Origin of the sequence: Rhodanobacter sp. Soil772 (genome assembly GCF_001428385.1) — a bacterium.
In the GTDB taxonomy this organism is placed as follows: domain Bacteria; phylum Pseudomonadota; class Gammaproteobacteria; order Xanthomonadales; family Rhodanobacteraceae; genus Rhodanobacter.
This window is the reverse complement of the sequence record NZ_LMSK01000002.1, coordinates 391,778-410,331: the sequence shown is the minus strand read 5'-3', so window position 1 is coordinate 410,331 and position 18,554 is coordinate 391,778. Positions and strand designations below refer to the sequence as shown.

General features: G+C 66.3%; 12 protein-coding genes. 5 read left to right on the top strand and 7 right to left on the bottom strand.

Annotated elements, in window-relative coordinates; translation table 11 throughout:
• Positions 1-10 precede the first annotated feature (10 nt).
• Together ASG75_RS08560 and ASG75_RS08555 are read right to left on the bottom strand one after the other, a co-directional pair.
• Entirely contained in the window at positions 11-961 is a 951-nt protein-coding gene (locus tag ASG75_RS08560) for a DMT family transporter (protein ID WP_056387932.1), read from the bottom strand.
• Positions 958-3,075, bottom strand: a complete 2,118-nt coding sequence (locus tag ASG75_RS08555; RefSeq protein WP_056387930.1) for a glycoside hydrolase family 36 protein — start codon at positions 3,073-3,075, stop codon at positions 958-960. The genes ASG75_RS08560 and ASG75_RS08555 overlap by 4 nt, the downstream gene beginning before the upstream one ends.
• A gap of 113 nt (positions 3,076-3,188) precedes the next feature.
• Between ASG75_RS08555 and ASG75_RS08550 the strand changes: the two genes are divergently transcribed.
• Positions 3,189-4,313: an amidohydrolase family protein gene (locus ASG75_RS08550; protein WP_056387925.1), complete on the top strand. Its 1,125-nt coding sequence runs from the start codon at positions 3,189-3,191 to the stop codon at positions 4,311-4,313.
• 5 nt (positions 4,314-4,318) lie between these two features.
• On the opposite strand, the gene agaR is transcribed toward ASG75_RS08550, so the two are convergent.
• Positions 4,319-5,098, bottom strand: a complete 780-nt coding sequence (gene agaR, locus ASG75_RS08545) for a transcriptional repressor AgaR (RefSeq protein WP_056387923.1) — start codon at positions 5,096-5,098, stop codon at positions 4,319-4,321.
• A 315-nt stretch (positions 5,099-5,413) separates the two neighbouring features.
• Here agaR and ASG75_RS08540 point away from each other — a divergent pair, with 315 nt between their 5' ends.
• The 4 genes from ASG75_RS08540 to ASG75_RS08525 all read left to right on the top strand — a co-directional run bounded on the left by ASG75_RS08540 (position 5,414) and on the right by ASG75_RS08525 (position 14,334).
• Positions 5,414-8,107: a TonB-dependent receptor gene (locus tag ASG75_RS08540; protein WP_235580176.1), complete on the top strand. Its 2,694-nt coding sequence runs from the start codon at positions 5,414-5,416 to the stop codon at positions 8,105-8,107.
• Between the two features lie 413 nt (positions 8,108-8,520).
• Positions 8,521-10,056 (top strand): efflux transporter outer membrane subunit, encoded by a 1,536-nt coding sequence (locus ASG75_RS08535; RefSeq protein ID WP_235580175.1) that lies wholly within the window; start codon positions 8,521-8,523, stop codon positions 10,054-10,056.
• Between the two features lie 22 nt (positions 10,057-10,078).
• Positions 10,079-11,218 carry an efflux RND transporter periplasmic adaptor subunit gene (locus tag ASG75_RS08530; protein WP_235580174.1) on the top strand — a complete coding sequence of 380 codons (1,140 nt, stop codon included), beginning with the start codon at positions 10,079-10,081 and terminating at the stop codon, positions 11,216-11,218.
• Positions 11,215-14,334 carry a CusA/CzcA family heavy metal efflux RND transporter gene (locus ASG75_RS08525; RefSeq protein WP_056387916.1) on the top strand — a complete coding sequence of 1,040 codons (3,120 nt, stop codon included), beginning with the start codon at positions 11,215-11,217 and terminating at the stop codon, positions 14,332-14,334. The genes ASG75_RS08530 and ASG75_RS08525 overlap by 4 nt, the downstream gene beginning before the upstream one ends.
• Positions 14,335-14,344: 10 nt before the next feature.
• Here ASG75_RS08525 and ASG75_RS08520 read toward each other — a convergent pair whose 3' ends face one another.
• The 4 genes from ASG75_RS08520 to ASG75_RS08505 are packed head-to-tail and all read right to left on the bottom strand — an operon-like array spanning position 14,345 to position 18,538.
• Positions 14,345-15,118: an N-acetylmuramoyl-L-alanine amidase gene (locus ASG75_RS08520; RefSeq protein ID WP_056387914.1), complete on the bottom strand. Its 774-nt coding sequence runs from the start codon at positions 15,116-15,118 to the stop codon at positions 14,345-14,347.
• A 21-nt stretch (positions 15,119-15,139) separates the two neighbouring features.
• Positions 15,140-16,189: a serine hydrolase domain-containing protein gene (locus tag ASG75_RS08515; RefSeq protein ID WP_056387912.1), complete on the bottom strand. Its 1,050-nt coding sequence runs from the start codon at positions 16,187-16,189 to the stop codon at positions 15,140-15,142.
• Positions 16,190-16,217: 28 nt separating this feature from the next.
• Positions 16,218-16,973, bottom strand: a complete 756-nt coding sequence (locus tag ASG75_RS08510; protein WP_082547535.1) for a M15 family metallopeptidase — start codon at positions 16,971-16,973, stop codon at positions 16,218-16,220.
• Complete coding sequence (locus tag ASG75_RS08505; RefSeq protein ID WP_235580173.1) at positions 16,970-18,538, bottom strand: serine hydrolase; 1,569 nt, start codon at positions 18,536-18,538, stop codon at positions 16,970-16,972. The genes ASG75_RS08510 and ASG75_RS08505 overlap by 4 nt, the downstream gene beginning before the upstream one ends.
• Between the last annotated feature and the right edge of the window lie 16 nt (positions 18,539-18,554).

Sequence of the window (18,554 nt, the reverse complement as noted above, 5' to 3'; positions counted from 1 at the left end):
ACAGGTCCGGTCAGGAAAGGGGAGTGGTTGGGTCATGCTGAGGTTGAGCCTCGGGCTCGGGCTCGGGTTCGAGCACCAGCAGCAGCGAGGCAATCAGGGCCAGCACCAGGCCGATCATTTTCAGCGGGCCCGGCACGACGCTGGCGAATATCAAGGCCAGCGCGGCGGTCACCAGCGGTGCGCCGGCGTTGGTCAGTGGCGCGACCACGATCGCCTTGCCGTGGCGGAAGGCGTAAACCAGGGTCAGTGCGCCGACGGCGTTGAGCAACTGGATCGCCGCGGTCATCCACGGTCCGTCCAGCCCCGTGTTGACCGGCTGCGTCCAGTCGGTCATGGCCAGCGCCACCGGCGCCAGCAACAGTGCGCCCAGGGTCATGTAGAAGAAGATGCTCTCGGCGCGCACGCTGTTGTTGGCCAGGCGCATGAAGTAGGCCTGCAGGCCCCAGGCCAGCATGATCAGCAGCGATTGCAGGAACCAGCCCAGTCCTCCGCTCGTGCCGCCGCCGAACGACAGATCCATCATCGGCAGCGCCAGCAGTGCCAGCGCGATGCCCAGCGTGCCCGTCCAGCCGGTGCGCTCGCGCAGCAGGAGGAATGACAAGGCAATCGTGACCACCGGCGACAACGCGATGATCGGGAACACGAAGTAGGCCGGCCCGATGGTCAGGGTGTGGAACAGCAGCATCTGCCCGCCGGCACCAAGCAGGCCGATGATCAGCCCGTAGATCACCGCGCGCGGCGAACGCTCCAGCGCCCAGCCGTTGCGCCAGAGGATGTACAGCGCCGGCGGAATCATGGTCAGCGCCCACACGCAGTACACCAGCGTGTCGGGGAAGCCGTGTTGCGACGACAGCGGCGACAACGCGCCCCACACGCCCCACAGTGCGACGGTCGCCAGGGCAAAAGCCAGCCACGGACGGCGGCTTGGCGCGGTGACGGCATCGATCACCGAAATGCTCATGCGTGAGCCGCCAGTGGCGTGGCCTGCAGCAGCACGAAGCGCTTGAACGCTACCTGCAGCGTCGCGTCGCTGGCACCCACTTCGCCCAGGTCGACCTCGTTGAACAGATCGCGCACGCGGTAGCGGCCGGCATCCAGGCCGCGCAGTTGCACCGATCCATTGAAGCTCTTGGCGTAGAAGGCGTAGTACATCGCCCCGTCCTTGGCGATGGCGTGCGCCTCGGGCTTGTCGAAGCCGATGTCGTACAGCGTGCCCAGGTATTCGCCCTTGGGCAGCATGTGCTGTTTGTACAGGCCGACCCACTTGCGCCAGAGCGCTTCCTTCTTTGCGGTGAGCACCAGGCCACCCGGTGGCAGCGGTTCGGAAGGATGGTCGGTGTCCTTTGGCCAGGTGAACTTGGTGGAGACCACCGCGCCGATACCGACGCTGGAAGCGAAGTCGTCGCCACCGTCGGACAGTTCCACGTGGTCGCCGGCAAAGCTGCTGCGCGATCCCATCAGCGCCTTCATGGTCTTGCCCTTGCTGCGCACCTGCCACGAGGACAGCGGATCGGATGCCGGATACTGATCGGTGGCCGGCAGGTTGTGGAAATCGAAGGCGGTGCCGCAGGGACACAGCTCGACCACCGCCTGCGGATTGGCCTCGTGCACCGCCTTGTGGATGGCGCTCCAGAATGCCGCCAGGCCCTCGACCGAATCGCTCGGATGCGCATGCTTGTGTGCGGGGTTGTAGCAGGGCGCCACCGCGTTGAGGTGCTGGCCATCGAACTTGATGCCCTCGAAGCCCCAGTCGCCGATCACCTTCTTCACCAGGTTCACGTAGAAATCGATGGTGGGTTGATACGCCGGGCACTGGGTCAGCGCGTTCCACCAGGTCACGGTCTGGAAGGCGCCACCCTTGTCGAGCAGCAGCATGTCCACGTGGTCGTGCAGCACATCGCTGCCCGGGTCGGCGGCCAATGGCGCTATCCACAGGCGTGGATGCATGCCCTGGCTGCGTACCTTCGCGGTGAAGTCGCGCATGTCGGCATCGCCGCGCGGGAATTTGCGCGTGTCGATCCGCCAGTCGCCCTCGTTGGTCTGCCAGCCATCGTCCAGCACGACCCAGCCGAAGCCCAGTTCCCGGGCCTTGGGCACGGTGTCCAGGATCTGCTTGACGTTGAAGTCGCGCCCGTAGCCCCAGGTGCACCAGACCGGTGCGAAGGCCGATTCCGGCGCTTGCGGCGCAACGAGGCCTTCGGCCTGCATGTACTGCTGATACTGCCGCACCGGCGCGAAATAGTCGCCGGTATGCACGGCCAGAAAAGTGCGCTCGGTGATCAGGGTCTGGCCCGGTGCCAGGGTGGATGCCTGCGGCGACTCGACCGCGATATGCGCGCCGCCGGCGGTCTTGCGCACCGGCATATCCAGCGGACGCACCACCGGTTCCACATGGCCGACGGCCAAGCCGACATCGCGGCGCCAGATGTTGGCCACCGGCGTGCCGCCGCCGTAGTCGGACGAATCCATCGACAGCGAGTTGCGCTGGTCGAAATCGGCGGCAAGCGGCTGCGCCCAGTCGCGACGATCGGTATGGGTTGCGCCGGAGAAGCTCCAGAACCCGCCGGGCGCGTCGGCCAGTTCATGGGCGGCGTTGCGCCAGCCGGCAAGCTGCAAGGCGGTGGCGCCTTGGTTGCGATAGCGGGTTTGCAACACGGCCATGCCGGGCAGGTTGTCGAAGAACGTCACCGACACCTCCTTCTCGAGGTTGCCGCTGGAGCGTCCGGTAACGACCAACTGATGGCCGCTGCCGTGGCGCGCGTCCGTGATCGGCTGCTCCTGCTGACCGGCGATGACGAAGTCCTCGACCGCGCCATCGGCCAGCAGCAGGCTTTCGCTGGGCTGGTAGGGAGTCAGCGGCTTGCCGCGGGCCACCAGGCGGGTGTGCAGCCTGCGGTCGAAGGCAATCGCCAGCACCGCGTCCCGGGCCACGACGCCGCCACCCTCATCGCCGCCGTCGCGCTTGCTGCCGCCGAGCGGAGCTGCCAGTGCCATCGGCAGGGCGGCCCAGGTCACGCCACCCACCACGCTGCCGGCAAAGAGCTTCAATACGGTGCGTCGTCCAATCGGGGGCATGATGGGCTCCAGTCAGAGGTGTTGTTCCGATTCTGCGTCAGTTTCAGGTATTGCTGCAAGCGTTTCGTTTCGCTATGGTACGAAATAGTTTCGTTATATTACTTGGTGATACGATGAGCATGATCCTTCGCCGCCTGATGACGGGCCTGGTCGCGGTAGCGGTCTCACTTTCCGTTGCCGCCACCTCGCCTCCGTCGAAAACGGACACCGTCGTAGCGGACAGCTACTCCATGGCGGACTTCGCCCACGTGCGCAAGTACGACGCCCACGTCCACGCCAACAACGCGGACATGGCGTTCCTCGAGCAGGCCCGCGCGGACGGCTTCGAATTGCTGTCGATCAACGTCGACTATCCCGACTTTCCCAGCCTGGAACGGCAGCACGCCATCGCCCTGACCCTCGCAGCGAAGGATCCGCGGCATTTCCACTGGGCCACCACGTTTTCCATGAAGGGCTTCGGCACGCCGGGCTGGACCGAACGGGTCGACGCGAGCCTGGCCCGGGATGTGGCCAAGGGCGCGCTCGCGGTGAAGATCTGGAAGAACGTGGGACTGGTGGAGAAGAACGCCGACGGCAAGCTGATCATGCTCGACGATCCAGGCCTGGCGCCCGTGGCCGAGCAGGTCCGCGCGCTCGGCGTGGCCCTGATCGACCACCAGGGGGAACCGCGCAACTGCTGGCTGCCGCTCGACCAGATGACCACCGACAACGACCGCGAGTACTTCAGCAAACATCCGGAGTACTACATGTACCTGCACCCGGAGCAGCCGGGCTACGAGGAACTGATGCGCGAGCGCGACCGCTTCGTCGCCGCGCATCCGAAGTTGCGCTTCGTCGGCGCGCACCTGGCCAGCCTGGAGTACGACGTCGACCGGATCGCCGCGTTTCTCGACCGCTTCCCCAACGCCACCGTCGACATGGCCGCACGCATGAGCCAGGTGCAGTACCAGTCGGTGCGCGACCGCGAGAAGGTGCGGAACTTCTTCATCCGCTATCAGGACCGGGTGCTGTATGGCACCGACCTGACCTTCGCTGCGGACGCCAAACCGGCGGAATTCAGGCGCGAAGCGCACGCGGTATGGAGCTCCGACTGGCGCTACCTGGCCACCGGCGAATCCCAGCGGGTGGACATGATCCACGCCGACGTGCCGGGCCTCGCGCTGCCGCGCGCGGTGGTGGACAAGATCTACTACGCCAACGCCGTGCGCGTCTTCGCTGCGCCCAGGCCGGTCGACTGAAGGGCTTACGCCAGTTGCAGCTCGAAACCGAGTTGCTGGCTGGCCTGGATGATTTCCTCCGGCGCGCCGGTGTCCGTGATCAGCATGTTCAACGCGGTAACGGGGATGATGCGATGCAGGCAGATCTTGCCGAACTTCGAGCTGTCCGTGATGGCGATGACCAGGCGGGCGGTCTCCACCATCTTGCGGTTGAGCAGCGCCTCGGGCTCGTAATGAGTGGTGATGCCGCGTTCCAGGTCGAACCCATCCACGCCGAGGAACAGCTTGTCCACGTGCAGCGCGTCCAGCGCTTCGACAGTCAGCCCCCCGTAGAACGCCATGTTGCGGCGTCGCAACTCACCGCCGAGCATGACGATGGTGATGTTGTTCTTGGGGGCAAGCGCAGTCAGCACGCCGTAATCGTTGGTGACCACGGTGATATCGATGTCCTGAACCGCCTCGGCCAACTGGATGGCCGTGGTACCCGAGTCGATGACGACCGTGTCCCCGGGCTTGATCAGTGCTGCGGCGCATGCGCCGATGCGACGTTTCTCGTCCAGGTGGGTGGTGCATTTCGCTTCGTAGTTGGGCTCGACCGCGGCACCGTTCATCACGCCACTGTCGATCGCCCCGCCATAGGCCCGCGCCATGACTCCGCGTTCGGCCAGATAACGCAGATCTTTGCGCACGGTCTGCGCGCTCACGCCGAAGCGGTGCGCAAGGCTGGTGACCTGGACGCTGCCATGCTGGCGGACGAGTTCGCTGATCTGGAGGCGTCGCTGACTGGTGTCGCGGGTGGCGGCCATGGGGACTCCTGTCGGGTGCGTGGAATTATGTCGCATTTCGTTGTATTTCGCTATTGATGTGAAACGAAACATGATATAGGCTCGATTTCGTTGTTTAGACAGCAGGTCAGTCATCTAGCCCTGAGGAGAGAGCCAGTGAATACCGCGCCCCTACACCGAAACACACTGTTTTATGGAGTTGCGTTTGCCCTGCTGATGCCTGCGACAGCCCTGTCCCAGGCCACGTCAGGCAGCGCGCCCGCAACGCAAGAGTCGCAGACGACGCAAGAGTCGCAGACGTCACCGCCGGATAAAACGGCGCAGACACGCGACAACGTGACTGACCTGGCAACAGTGGCTGTCACCGGCGTGCGCGCCAGCCTGGCGCGCTCGACCGAACTCAAGCGCGACGCCAGCACCGTGCAGGATTCGATCAGCGCGCTCGAGCTGGGCAAGTTCCCCGACGACAACGTGGCCGACTCGCTCAGCCACATCACCGGCGTGTCCATTTCGCGTACCGCCGGTGGCGAAGGGCAGCGAGTCAGCGTACGCGGCCTGGGTCCGGAGTTCACGCTGACCACCTTCAACGGACGCATCCTGGCCACCGACGGCGCCGGCCGCGACTTTGCCTTCGACGTATTGCCGGCCGACGTGATCAGTGGCGCCGACGTGATCAAAGGCGCCCAGGCCTCGCTGACCGAAGGGGCCATCGGCGGCCTGGTCAATCTGCGCTCGGCCAGTCCGTTCGACCAGAAGGGCCAGCACGGCATCGTGCGCCTGGAAGGCGATCGCAACCTGATGTCCGAACTCAACGGAAGCAAGCTCTCTGCCACCTACAGCAACACCTTCGCCAACGACACCATGGGCGTGTTGCTGGGCGTGGTCTACGCCAACCGCAAGGATCGCACCGACGTCGCCGGCAACGATGGCGGCTGGACCCGCAACCCGGATCCCAACGACCCCAACTGGTGGGGCAACGCCTGGGGCGGCAACATCGACCCCAACGGCAACGGCGTGCTGGATCCGGACGAATACGGCCTGATCGCCCCGGGCCAGTTCCGGGTCGGCTCGATCATGGAGGACAAGAAGCGCAGCGCCTTCTCCGGCAAGTTCGAATGGCATCCGAGCGACAAGGTGCGCATCGTGGTGGACGGTCTGAAAACCCGCCTCGACTCGCCGCATGTGGGCTATCAGCAATCCTACTATCCGCTGTTCTCGCCGGGCCGCTGGTCCGACATCACCGTGCAGAACGGCATCGTCACCGGCTTCACCATGAACAACCCGGATCCGGAATTGCGGCTCAATCCGGAGCTGCTGAACCAGACTGAATACCGCGTGGTCGACACCGACCTCTACGGCCTCAACGGCGAGTGGGAGGTCACCCCCGACCTGACCCTGACCGGTGACCTGTACCGTTCCACCTCGAAGCGCCACTCCGGCGGCCAGGACACCTACGCCGTCCTGCGCATGAACCAGCCCAACACCGCCCGCATCACCCTGGGCCCGAACGCGGTGCCCAATGTCGACGTGCAGTTCGACGACGGCCGCGACCTTGCCAACGGCCTCGCCAACGGCCAGTTCACCGAGTCGGACTTCAACACGCATTACATGGAGCTGCGCGGCGACAACATCGAGGACAAGATCACCGGTGGCACCGTAGCCGGCAACCTGTTCGTCGGCAGTTGGGGCGTGGACCGCCTGCGCTTCGGCGTGACCCGCACCGACCGCAGGAAGTCGCGCGACCTGATCAACAACACGCTCAACGGTGGCGCCGACTACTACTCCGGGGACAACGCCATCAACGTCAGCGACCTCGGCGACGGGGTGATCTCGCACAGCTTCCACCTGCCGCACTTCATGGACGACGTGAACAGCAGCTTCCCGCGCAGCTTCGTCGCCTTCGACGTGCCCAACTACCTGGCCCGGCTGCAGGCCTACAACGGCCACCTGCGTCCGGATGGCTCGGCGTACGACTATGCCCTGGCCGGCCCGCAGTGGAACCCGCTGCAAAGCTATCGGGTCCGCGAGAAGACCAACGCCTTCTACGTGCAGGCGGACCTGTCGGGCGACCACTGGGACGGCGACGTCGGCGTGCGGCTGGTGAAGACGAGTACCAGCGCCCAGGCCTGGGACGCCAAGATCCTGAACATCACCAAGAACGGCGCGTTCAACTACACGGCGACCTACGCTGCCCCGACTCCGGTCGTCCAGGATGCCGACTACACCTTCCTGCTGCCTTCGGGGAATTTCACCTGGCACTTCACCGACCAGTTGCAATTGCGCCTGGGTGCGGCCAAGACCATGGCCCGCCCGCCGGTCGACCAACTGGCGCCGACCAACACCACCGCGAGCGTGTCGTGGGGCGAGTTCACCCAGGTCTACGGCGGCAACGCGAACCTGAAGCCGTACAGCGCGGCGCAGGGAGACATGTCGCTGGAGTGGTACTTCGCCGACCATTCCATCGCCAACGTGGCCGTGTTCTACAAGCGCATCAAGAACCAGATCACCACCAGCTGGGAGCCGGGCCAGGACATCGGCGTGCCGGGCTACCTGTTCAACGTCACGCGTCCGATCAACGGCGACTATGCCAAGGTCAAAGGCCTCGAAGCCGGCCTGCAGCACTTCTGGGAAAGCGGTTTCGGCGTGAATGCCCAGTACACCCGCAACTGGTCGCGCAGCTGGGTGAATGGCGAAGAGCGCCCGCTCGAAGGCATCGCCCCGGCGACCTATTCGCTGGGCGTGATGTACGAGAAGGGCAAATGGTCGCTGGGCGCCAACGCGGTCCGCACCGATGGCTTCGTCACGGCGGTCAACGTGATCGGTACCGGCTACAACACCCAGGCCGACGCGATCACCTGGTTGACCGCGCACGTGACTTACAAAATCAACGACATGTTCAGCGTCAGCCTCCAGGGACAGAACCTGCTGGATGATGCGGAGACCTACAGCATCAACGGCAACCCGCTGCTGTCGCAGGGCTATTCCCGATACGGCCGGTCTTTCAATCTGGGAGCAAGCCTGCGGTTCTAGACCAGCATGGGAGTCCCCCGGCTCTGGTCCATCGGGAAAACTCCGGCTCGTGAGCCGCCAGGCACACGAGGGGAGAATCCGCCGATGGGCGAGTACGAGAGCTTGAATCGCTCTCCGTGGGAGCGCCTGTACCACGTGGTGTTTATCCCGGGCAGGATGCGCCATTCCCGTTTTCGCGGGGATGGCGCCCGGGACGCCCTGATCGATTCGGCACCGGCGGTCTGCCCGCTACAAACGTGATTTCTTGCAGGGTTTCGCTGCTGCTTGTTACGTTATATCGTTGCGGCCCGAGCCTTTCCACAAAGACATGTCCGCATGAACAACACAGGGTTCGAGTGCTTGCAGAGACCGTCGAACCGATGGTTGTGATGACCCGGCGAGCGCCGTCGGTGTCGTGCGCGACGGGGTCATCAATGCGGCATCTGCTTGCAGCCGTCGCCGCGTTGTCGATCGCCGGTTGCGCGGTGGGCCCGGATTTTCACCAGCCGGCCGCACCGGACGTCGGCAGCCTGACCGCCGGTTCGCTGCCGACCACGACCGGCAGCGCGAACATCGCGGGTGGACAGGCCCAGCACTTCGTCTCCGGCGGCGATATTCCGGCCGACTGGTGGACGCTGTTTCATTCGCCGGCGCTGAATGCGCTGATCGAACAGTCGCTGGCCCACAACCCCGACCTCAAGGCAGCGCAGGCTGCGCTGGCAGTGGCCAGGGAAAGTACGAAGGCCGGGCGCGGCGCGTATTACCCCAGCGTCACGGCCGGCCTGTCGGCCAGCCGCGAGCAGGATCCGCCCGGTGCGCTCGCCCCGGTGCCCAGCAACAACGCCTTTTTGTACAACCTGTTCACGCCGCAGGTCAGCGTCTCGTATGTGCCCGATGTGTTCGGCCTGAACCGGCGCACGGTGGAGTCGCTCCAGGCGCAGCAGCAGGCAGTGCGCTTCCAGATGATCGCCACCCGCATCACGTTGAGCAGCAACGTGGTGGCCGCGGCGGTGCAGCAGGCTTCGTTGCGCGCGCAGGTCGCGGCGACCCGCGAGCTGGTCGGGATCAACAGCCACATGGTGGATATCCTCAAGTACCAGTTGCACAAGGGCTATGCCGGCCGGCTCGATCTGGCGGCGCAGGAAGCGCAGCTGGCCCAGGTCAAGGCCGCGCTGCCGCCGCTGCTGACCCAGCTCGCGCAGCAGGACCATCTGCTGGCGGTGCTGGCCGGCCGCTTTCCCGGCGAGGCGCCGGCGCAGGAGTTCGACCTTGCCAGCCTGCATTTGCCGCAGCAGCTTCCGCTGAGCCTGCCGTCCGCGCTGGTGGCGCAGCGCCCCGACGTGCACCAGGCCGAGGCGAACATGCATGCGGCCAGTGCGCAGGTCGGCGTGGCCATCGCCAATCGGCTGCCGAATATTTCATTGACCGCGAACGCGGGCAGCACCGCGCTGGCGATCAATCAGCTGTTCAAATCCGGTACGGGTTTCTGGAGCCTGGGCGCGGATCTGGCCACGCCGATCTTCCAGGGCGGCAGCCTGCGGCATCAGGAGCGCGCCGCCAGGGCAGCCTATGTCGAGGCAAGCGAGCAATATCGCAGCACGGTGCTGACCGCGTTCCAGAACGTGGCCGACACCCTGGCCGCGCTGCAGCACGATGCGGAGGGACTGCAGGCCGCTGCCACCGCCGCGGATGCGGCGAAGGTCACCCTGGATCTGTCGCAGCGTCAGTACAAGGACGGCTATGCCGGCTACCTGTCGCTGCTCAGCGCAGAGCAGGGCTATCAGCAGGCGCGCATCGCCCTGGTGCAGGCGCAAGCGAGCCGCTACGCCGACACCGCAGCGCTGTTCCAGGCGCTGGGTGGCGGCTGGTGGCATGACGCGGACGGCACGCAAGCCGATGCCGCACCGATGCCGCCGCACCGCTCCGATTCGGATCACGCCAAGGCAAACCGGGACAGCGATGAAAAGTAGACCATCTTCGGCAACGCGCTTTGTGCCGCGACGTCGTGCGGCGTTCGTGCTCGCATTGAGCGCGCTGCTTGGCGTGGCCGGCTGTTCCTCGAAAGCGGAGCCGCAGCAAGCGGCTGCCGACACGCCGCAGAACGTGACGTTGACCCCGGCGCAGCGCCAGCACATCCAGCTGCTCACGCTGACACCGGCCAGTTTTCATCGTGCGATCGAAACCACCGGCGTGGTGGATTTCGACAACGACCAGGCGACCAGCGTGCTGGCGCCGTTCTCCGGGCCGGTGGCGCGGTTGCTGGTGGCGCCGGGCGACAAGGTGCATCAGGGGCAGCCGCTGGCGCTGGTGGATTCGCCGGATTTCTCCGCCGCGATCAGCGCGTATCGCAAGGCTTTGATCGGCGCGCAGAACGCACGCCGGCTGGCCGACGCGGACAAGGACCTGGTGCAGCACGAGGGTGTGTCGCGGCGCGAGGCCGAGCAGGCGCAGACCGACGCCGCCGGCGCCGAGGCCGATCGGGATGCCGCGCTGCAGGCGCTGGTGGCGCTGGATGTCGACGCCGGCACGATCAAGGCGATCCAGGCGGGCCGCACGGTGGCGCGCGCGCAGGGCATCATTCGTGCGCCGATCGCCGGCACCGTGGTGGAAAAGCTGATCACGCCGGGGCAACTGCTGCAGGCGGGCACCACGCCGTGTTTCACCGTGGCGGATCTGTCGAAAGTGTGGGTGATGGCGCAGGTGTCGGCCGCCGAGCTGGCGACGATTCGCGTGGGTGACCCGGCGCAGGTCGACAGCGGCATGCCGGGCGTCGAGTTGCCGGGTATGGTGGACAATATCGCCGCGGTGGTGAACCCGGATACCCGCGCGGTTGCCGCGCGCATCGTGGTGCCGAACCCCGGCGACGTGCTGCGCAAGCAGATGTACGTGCGCGTGCGGATCCAGTCGCGCCAGGCCGGCCAGGGTCTGCTGATGCCGGTGTCGGCGATGCTGCGCGACGACGAGAACCTGCCGTTCGCGTATGTCGTCCAGCACGACGGCAGCTTCGCGCGGCGACACGTGACGCTGGGTCCGCGCAACGGCGATCGGTACGAAGTCAGTGACGGACTCAAGCCCGGCGACCGGATCGTGGTCGACGGCGGCATCTTCGTGCAGTTCATGCAGAACCAATGAGCGACCATCTGCCGCCCATGCCGCCGCGCGCGGCGTCGCTGATGAACCGGATCGTCGGTGCCTCGTTGGCGCAGCGCTTTCTGGTTGCGCTGCTGGCGCTGGTGCTGGTCGGCGCCGGCGTGCATGCGCTGCACCGCCTGCCGGTGGACGCCTACCCGGACTTGTCGCCGCCCAGCGTCGAGATCGTTACGCAGTGGCCCGGACACACCGCCGAGGAAGTGGAACGGCTGATCACGGTGCCGGCCGAGCAGGGCATGACCGGCATTCCGAAAACCGACAACACGCGTTCGATTTCGTTGTACGGCCTGTCGGTGGTGACGCTCACGTTCGACAACGGCACCGACAACTATTTCGCGCGCCAGCAGGTGTTCAACCGGCTCGGCGATCTCGATCTTCCCGACGGCGTGAAGCCGTCGGTATCGCCGCTGTCGTCGCCGTCGGGGCTGATCTATCGCTACGTGCTGCAAAGCTCCGATCGCTCGCCGATGGAGCTGAAGACGTTCGAGGACTGGGTGGTCGAGCCGCAGTACCGTACCGTGGCTGGCGTGGCCGACGACTCCGGTTTTGGTGGCGGCAGCATGCAGTACCAGGTGCTGCTCGATCCGGCGAAGATCGCCGGGGTCGGGCTCACCGCGCAGCAGGTGCAGGCCGCGCTGGCCGCCAACAACGGCAACGCCGGCGGCGGCTTCTACTCGCAGGGCGGGCAGTTCTATTACGTGCGCGGCGTCGGCCGGCTGAAGACGCTGCAGGACATCGGCGACGTGGTGCTGGCGGTGCACGACGGCAGCCCGGTGCTGGTCAAGGACGTGGGCCGCGTGGTGATCGGCATCGCGCCGCGGCTGGGCCAGTTTGGCTACGAGAAACAGAACGACGCGGTCGAGGGCGTGATCTCGCTGCGTACCGGCGAGAAGACCCAGGACGTGCTGCAGCGGGTCGAGGCGAAGACCAAGGAACTCAACGAGCAGATCCTGCCGAAGGACATCAAGGTCCACCCGTTCTACGACCGCAGCGATCTGGTCGCGGTGACCACCCAGGTGGTCAAGGACAACCTGCTGCGCGGCATGTTGCTGGTCGTGGTGGTGCTGATCTTCTTCCTGTATGACGTGCGTGCCGGGCTGATCGTCGCGGTCACCATTCCGCTGTCGCTGCTGGTCGCCTTCATCGGCCTGGATCTGCAGGGCGCGTCGGCCAACCTGTTGTCGATCGGCGCGGTGGATTTCGGCATCCTGGTCGATGCGGCGGTGGTGATGGTGGAGAACATCTACCGCCAGCTCGCCGATCGCACCGGCACCGAATTCAGCGTGCGGGAAATCATTCGCGATGCGGCGGCCGAGGTGGATCGTCCGTTGTTCTACGCCGTCGCGGTGATCGTGGTCAGCTTCCTGCCGATCTATGTGCTGTCCGGCCCGTCCGGCGCGCTGTTCAAGCCGATGGCGGACACCATGGTGTTCGCGCTGATCGGCTCGCTGGTAATCACCCTGACCCTGTTGCCGGTGCTGTGTTCGTGGTTCATGCGCAAGGGCGTGCGCGAGCGCCGCAACCGCGCGTTCGAGGCGATCAAGTCGGTCTACATCAAGGGCCTGGATTTCTGCCTGGCCCGCGTGTGGGCGACCACGATCGCGTCGGCGCTGCTGCTGGGCCTTTCGCTGCTGCTGATTCCGCGCATCGGCGCGGAGTTCATGCCGCACCTGGACGAAGGCGCGCTGTGGGTGCGCGCGACCATGCCGTACACCATCTCGTTCGACGAATCGGCGAAGATCACCCCGCAGATCCGCGACATCCTGCGCACGTTCCCCGAGGTCACCACGGTCGCTTCGGAGCTGGGCCGGCCCGACGACGGCACCGACTCGACCGGCTTCTTCAATGTCGAGTTCTATGTCGGTCTGAAACCGTATTCGCAATGGACCGGCGCGTACCGCAGCAAGGCCGAGTTGACCGCTGCGATCAACAAGAAGCTGCAGGTCTTTCCCGGCATCACCTTCAACTACACCCAGCCGGCCGAGGACGCGGTGGACGAGGCCGAGACCGGGCTGAAGAGCGCGCTGGCGGTGAAGGTGTTCGGTGCGGATCTGAACACGCTGCAGCAGAAGGGCAAGGCGATCAAGCATGTGCTGGAACAGGTGCGCGGCATCCATGACGTGACCCTGGTGCAGGAGCTCGGCCAGCCCAGCCTCAGCATCACGATCAATCGTGCCGCGATCGCCCGCTACGGCCTGAACGTGGACGACATCAACGGCCTGATCCAGACCGCGATTGGCGGCGACGTGGCGACCGAAGTGATCCAGGGCGAAAAGCAGTTCGACCTGGTCGTGCGGCTGGATCACCAGTACCGCGACAACCCGCAGGAAATCGGCAACATCCTGGTGGCCACGCCGGGCGGCCAGCAACTGCCGCTGAAGGAGTTCGCCGATATCCGGGTGACCAACGGCGCCTCCTTCATCTACCGGCAGGACAACTCGCGCTATATCGGCGTGCAGTTCTCGGTGGAAGGGCGCGACCTGGCCGGCGCGGTGGAAGATGCGATCGGGCAGGTCGATGCGAAGGTGAAGCTGGCGCAAGGCTACCGGCTGGACTGGGGCGGCGAATACAAGGAATACACCGCTTCGCGTGCGCAGTTGAACCTGATCGTGCCGCTGACGGTGGGGCTGATCTTCCTGCTGCTGTTCACCCTGTACAGCAACTTCAAGTTTCCCTTCATCACCGTGCTCGGCGTGGTGCTGTCGGCGCCGGCCGGCGGCATCATCGCGCTGTGGCTGACCGGCACGCCGTTCTCGGTGTCGTCGGGGATCGGTTTCCTGGCGCTGTTCGGCGTTTCGGTGCAGACCGCCGTGGTGTACATCTCCTACGTCAACGAACTGCGCCGCAACGGCGTCGACGTGGCCGAGGCGATCCGCGAAGGCGCGATCCTGCGCTTGCGCCCGATCATGATGACCGCACTGGTGGCGGCGCTCGGCCTGCTGCCGGCCGCATTGGCCACCGGCGTGGGCACCGACACCCAGCGTCCGTTCGCGCTGGTCATCGTCAGCGGCCTGTTCACCCGCCTGCTGATCAGCATCTTCCTGATGCCGGCGCTGTACGCGATCGTGGCGCGGCCGGACGACCGGCTGGAAGTGTAGCGGGGGCGGTTCAGTCCCCGCCGCTGCCGGATTCGATCCGTTGCGCAAGGTTGTACAGGATGCGCAGGTCCTCATCGTCCAGCGCATCGCCCTCGATGCCGCGGAAGTGGTGGTGGAACGCGCGCACGGCGGCGGCGCGGTCTTCCAGCGGGTAGCCGACCACGGCCAGCGCCATCCACGGATCGAAGCCGGCGGGTGGATCGATCAGCGCGCCTTGTGGCCACAGCCCGAAGCCGGCTGCAGCCAGTTGCGGCCACGGGAACAGCGGGCCGGGGTCGTCCTTGCGCGTGGGCGCGAAATCCTCGTGGCCGACGATCTGCGTGCGCGGGATGTGCAGGCGGTCGGTGAGGTCGGCGAGCAGGCGCAACAGGCTGTCGATCTGCGGCTGCGCGAACGGCGTGGCGCCGTCGTTGTCCAGCTCGATGCCGATCGAGGCGGAGTTGATGTCGGTGATCGTGCCCCAGTGTCCGGGGCCGCCATGCCACGCGCGCAACTGGTCGGACACCAGCTGGTAGATGTGGCCGTCCGCGCCGATCAGGTAATGCGAGCTCACCGGGCCGCCGCTGTTCTTCGTGCGCAGCGTGTCCAGGCTTTCCTGCACCGAGTGCTGGTCGGTGTAGTGCAGCACGATCAGCACCGGCCGGCGGATGTCGTGGTTCGGCGATGGCACCCAGGTCGCCAGCGGATTGCGCGGCGGCAGCGGTGCGCAGGCGGCGAGCAGCGCGAGCAGCGCCAGCGGGACCACGCGGCGCAGCAGGCGGGGCAGGGAAAACGGATCACGCATCGCTGACGGCTCCTCGCTCCATCACTGCAGGTACGGCGCGGCGATCGCCAGCGCGGTGCGGTACGGCTCCGGCTCGTTGCGGTTGCTGAGCAGGATCACGGTGAGGTGCTGTTTCGGCCAGCGCACGATCACGTTGCGGAAGCCGATGCTCTCGCCGGAATGCCACACGGTGTCGCCGGTGATGCGCCAGCCGTAGCCGTAGCTGGTCTCGTACGGCTCGCCGGTGACCTTCACGTGCGGGCTGAAGGCGAGCTTGCGCGAGGCGGCGCTGAGCAGGCGGTTGTCGTACAGCGCGGCGTCCCACTTCGCCAGGTCGTCGACCGATGCATAGATGCCGCCGTCGCCTCGGGTGGCGCTGGTGACGCTCTGGTCGGTGCGCGTCCAGCTGCCGTTTTCCTCGCTGTAGCCGTAGGCGCGATCCGCCACGTCGGGGCCGCCGCGCTCATACAGCACCGTGTGGTCCATGTGCAGCGGCTGGAAGATGCGCTGCTGCAGATACAGCGGCAGGCTGATGCCGGACGCGCGCTCCACCACCAGGCCGAGCAGCACGTAGCCCGAGTTGCTGTAGCGGTACGCCGTGCCCGGTGCGAAATAGGTCTTCGGCGTGGCGGACAGCAGGCGCAGCACGTCGTTGTCGCTGACTTGTTCGGTGGTGCCGGGCGGAATCAGGTCCTCGTAGTCGACCAGGCCGCCGGTATGCGTGAGCAGCTGGCGCAGCGTGACCGTGGTCGTCGTCTCCGGCAGCGAAGGCAGCCAGCGGCGCACCGGATCGTCCAGGTTGAGGCGCCCGCCTTCGGCCAGCAGCAGGATCGCGGCGGCGGTGAACTGCTTGGTCACCGAGGCGAGCCGGTAGTTGGTGGCCGGCGTGGCCTTGTCTTCGTCCTCGAGATTGGCCAGGCCGTAGCTGCGGCGGACGATCGGCTTGCCGTCCTTGAGCACCAGCAGCGAGGCGCCGGGAACGTCGCCGGTGTAGCGCTGCATCAGTGCGTCGGTCGGGTCGACCGGCTTGGTGCCGGAGGCGCAGCCGCCGAGCAGCAAGGTCAGTGCGAGACCAGCAAGCAGTTTTGACATGGCGGAATTCCCCCTGTTCGTGGTGCGGTCATTGCACCGGCACGTCGTAGATCGTGTGCGGCGTCGGTTCCGGCGTGAGGGTGTAGTGCCACCATTCCATCGGATAGTTGCGGAAGCCTTCGCGTTGCATCGCGTCGCGCAGCAACTGGCGGTTCGCGTGTTGCTGCGCGGTGACGTCGGGCGTGTCGGTATGCGCGTGCACGTCGAAGAAGTCGAAATCCGTGCCCATGTCCAGCGGCTGGCAATGGCTGCCGTCGGCGGCGCATTGCTGCAGGGTGAGGTCGATGGTGGCGCCGCGGCTGTGGCCCGAGCTTTCCGCGATGTAGCCGTTCAACAGGGTCGACTTGTCCAGCCTGGGGTAGTGCTGCGCCTTGGTGCGCTGGTCAGCGAGGTCGTGCGCCCAGCGCACGAAGTGCGCCACCGCGCGGGCGGGGCGGTAGCAGTCCCAGATCTTCAGGCGCCGGTGCTGCGCGCGCAGCTCGTGCTCGACCTTCGCCAGCGCTTCGGCGACCGGGCGCAGCAGCAGGCATTTCGACGCGTCATAGCCATCCGCCGGCGTGCCCATGAAATTGTCGCTGCCGGCGTACTTGATGTCCTCGGCGATGTCCGGCACCAGCGTGCGGATGTCGACCAGGTTGGCTTCGGCGGCGGTCCTGGCGGGCGAAAGATCGGGTGGTTGATCCGCGTGGGCGATTCCGCCGACGGTGGCGAGCAAGCCAAACGCAAGCAGATATCCGGCTTTCGCCGGAGCCCGCTTGCCGGTGGTAGTGATGGGGTTGTTCATGGGTGGCAGGTCCCGATGCGCTGGAAATCCAGGTCTTCGTAGTCGGAGCTGAAATCGCCCAGCGGGTCGAGCTTGGCCATGCGCAGGGTAATCGGCTGGTCGCCGGTGGCCGCGTGGAAATCCAGCCACGCATCCAGCTCGCCGTCGTCCCAGTGCACCAGGTAGCGGTCGCCCAGGCGCATCACCGTGCCGGCCAGCGTCGGCGATTTCGCGGCGGCGAAATGCATCTTTCCATCGCGCGGGCACAGGGTGATGTCGCCGAACCACGGGTCGCGATACTGCCCGCTCCAGCGCGCCAGTTCGGCGGTGCTGGCCGGTCGCTGCGCCGAGGTATCCGGTGCACTCGAAGCGGCCGGTCGCTGCTTCGCCTGCTGCTCCAGCGCGTCGGCGTACCAGCGCACGTCGCGGCTGTCGCCGGGCGCGGTGAAGTGCTTCATCAGCACCTCGCCGAGCACGGTGCGCGCGTCGTCCGCCTCGCCGTTGATCATGAACACGAAGCCGCTCTTGCGGTCCGGCAGCAGCGCCAGCATCGAGTACATGCCGTTCAGCGTGCCGGTGTGCCACACGCTCCATTCGCCGTCGACGTCGGCCATGCGCCAGCCGTAGCCGTAGGCCATCACGTGCGTGTTGTCCCACGCACGGCGCTGTTTGGAAACCGGGATCAGCATGTGCGGCGCCTGCAGCACGTCGCGCTGTACCGGCGACAGCCACTGCAACTGCGCGTGGGTCGGCACCAGCCAGTTGCGTGCCCAGCTCAGCATGTCGGTGAGGTCGCAGCGGATGCCGCCGGCCGGCGCGGAGGTGATTGCTGGGATGGCCGTGGCCTCGGGGATCGGCACGTTGCGGCCGCCGTCGCGGCGATGCGGCGTGGCCACGTCGCCCACCGTGTCGCGGTTCCACGCGCCGACCTGGCAACGATCCAGGTGCAGCGGCTCGAACACTTCGCGTCGCATCAGTGTCTCGTACGGCGCGCCGCCCGCGGCGGCGGCGACTTCGCCGGCGACCACGTAGAGCAGGTTGTCGTACTGGTACTGCGAGCGGAAGCTGTAGCCGGGCTTGATGAAGGCGAGGCCGTGGATGATGTCGGCGCGGGTGAACGCGTTCGGCTCCGGCCACAGCATCAGGTCGCCGCCGCCTTCGGGCAGGCTGCTGGAGTGGGTGAGCAGGTCGGCCACGCGCATGTTGGCGGTGACCCACGGGTCGTTCATGCGGAACTGCGGCAGGTACTTCGTCACCGGATCGTCCCAGCGCAGCTTGCCCTGGTCGACCAGCCGGCCGAGCAGGGCGGTGGTCATCGCCTTGCTGTTGGAGGCGATCTTGAACAGGGTTCGCGGGGTGATCTTCTCGCCTGATCCGGCGATGGTTTCGCCGGCTGTGCGGGTGTAGACGACCTGGCCGTTCTCGATCACGCCCACGGCGATGCCGGGCAGGTGATAGCGGGCGATGGTGGCGTCGACGATCTTGTCGTACGCGGGGTTGGCAGTTTGGGCGGTGGCGACCGGGGCGACGAGCAGGAGCAGGAGCGCAAGAGCACCCCACCCCAACCCTCCCCTGCGTTGCCCCACAGGGACTTCCTTCGGT

What these genes read in the sequence shown, in the direction of transcription:
- ASG75_RS08510 (WP_082547535.1), bottom strand. Translation starts at nt 16,973, where the DNA reads ATGAACAACCCCATCACTACCACCGGCAAGCGGGCTCCGGCGAAAGCC.
- ASG75_RS08560 (WP_056387932.1), bottom strand. Translation starts at nt 961, where the DNA reads ATGAGCATTTCGGTGATCGATGCCGTCACCGCGCCAAGCCGCCGTCCG.
- ASG75_RS08550 (WP_056387925.1), top strand. Translation starts at nt 3,189, where the DNA reads ATGAGCATGATCCTTCGCCGCCTGATGACGGGCCTGGTCGCGGTAGCG.
- ASG75_RS08535 (WP_235580175.1), top strand. Translation starts at nt 8,521, where the DNA reads ATGCGGCATCTGCTTGCAGCCGTCGCCGCGTTGTCGATCGCCGGTTGC.
- agaR (WP_056387923.1), bottom strand. Translation starts at nt 5,098, where the DNA reads ATGGCCGCCACCCGCGACACCAGTCAGCGACGCCTCCAGATCAGCGAA.
- ASG75_RS08515 (WP_056387912.1), bottom strand. Translation starts at nt 16,189, where the DNA reads ATGTCAAAACTGCTTGCTGGTCTCGCACTGACCTTGCTGCTCGGCGGC.
- ASG75_RS08520 (WP_056387914.1), bottom strand. Translation starts at nt 15,118, where the DNA reads ATGCGTGATCCGTTTTCCCTGCCCCGCCTGCTGCGCCGCGTGGTCCCG.
- ASG75_RS08555 (WP_056387930.1), bottom strand. Translation starts at nt 3,075, where the DNA reads ATGCCCCCGATTGGACGACGCACCGTATTGAAGCTCTTTGCCGGCAGC.
- ASG75_RS08525 (WP_056387916.1), top strand. Translation starts at nt 11,215, where the DNA reads ATGAGCGACCATCTGCCGCCCATGCCGCCGCGCGCGGCGTCGCTGATG.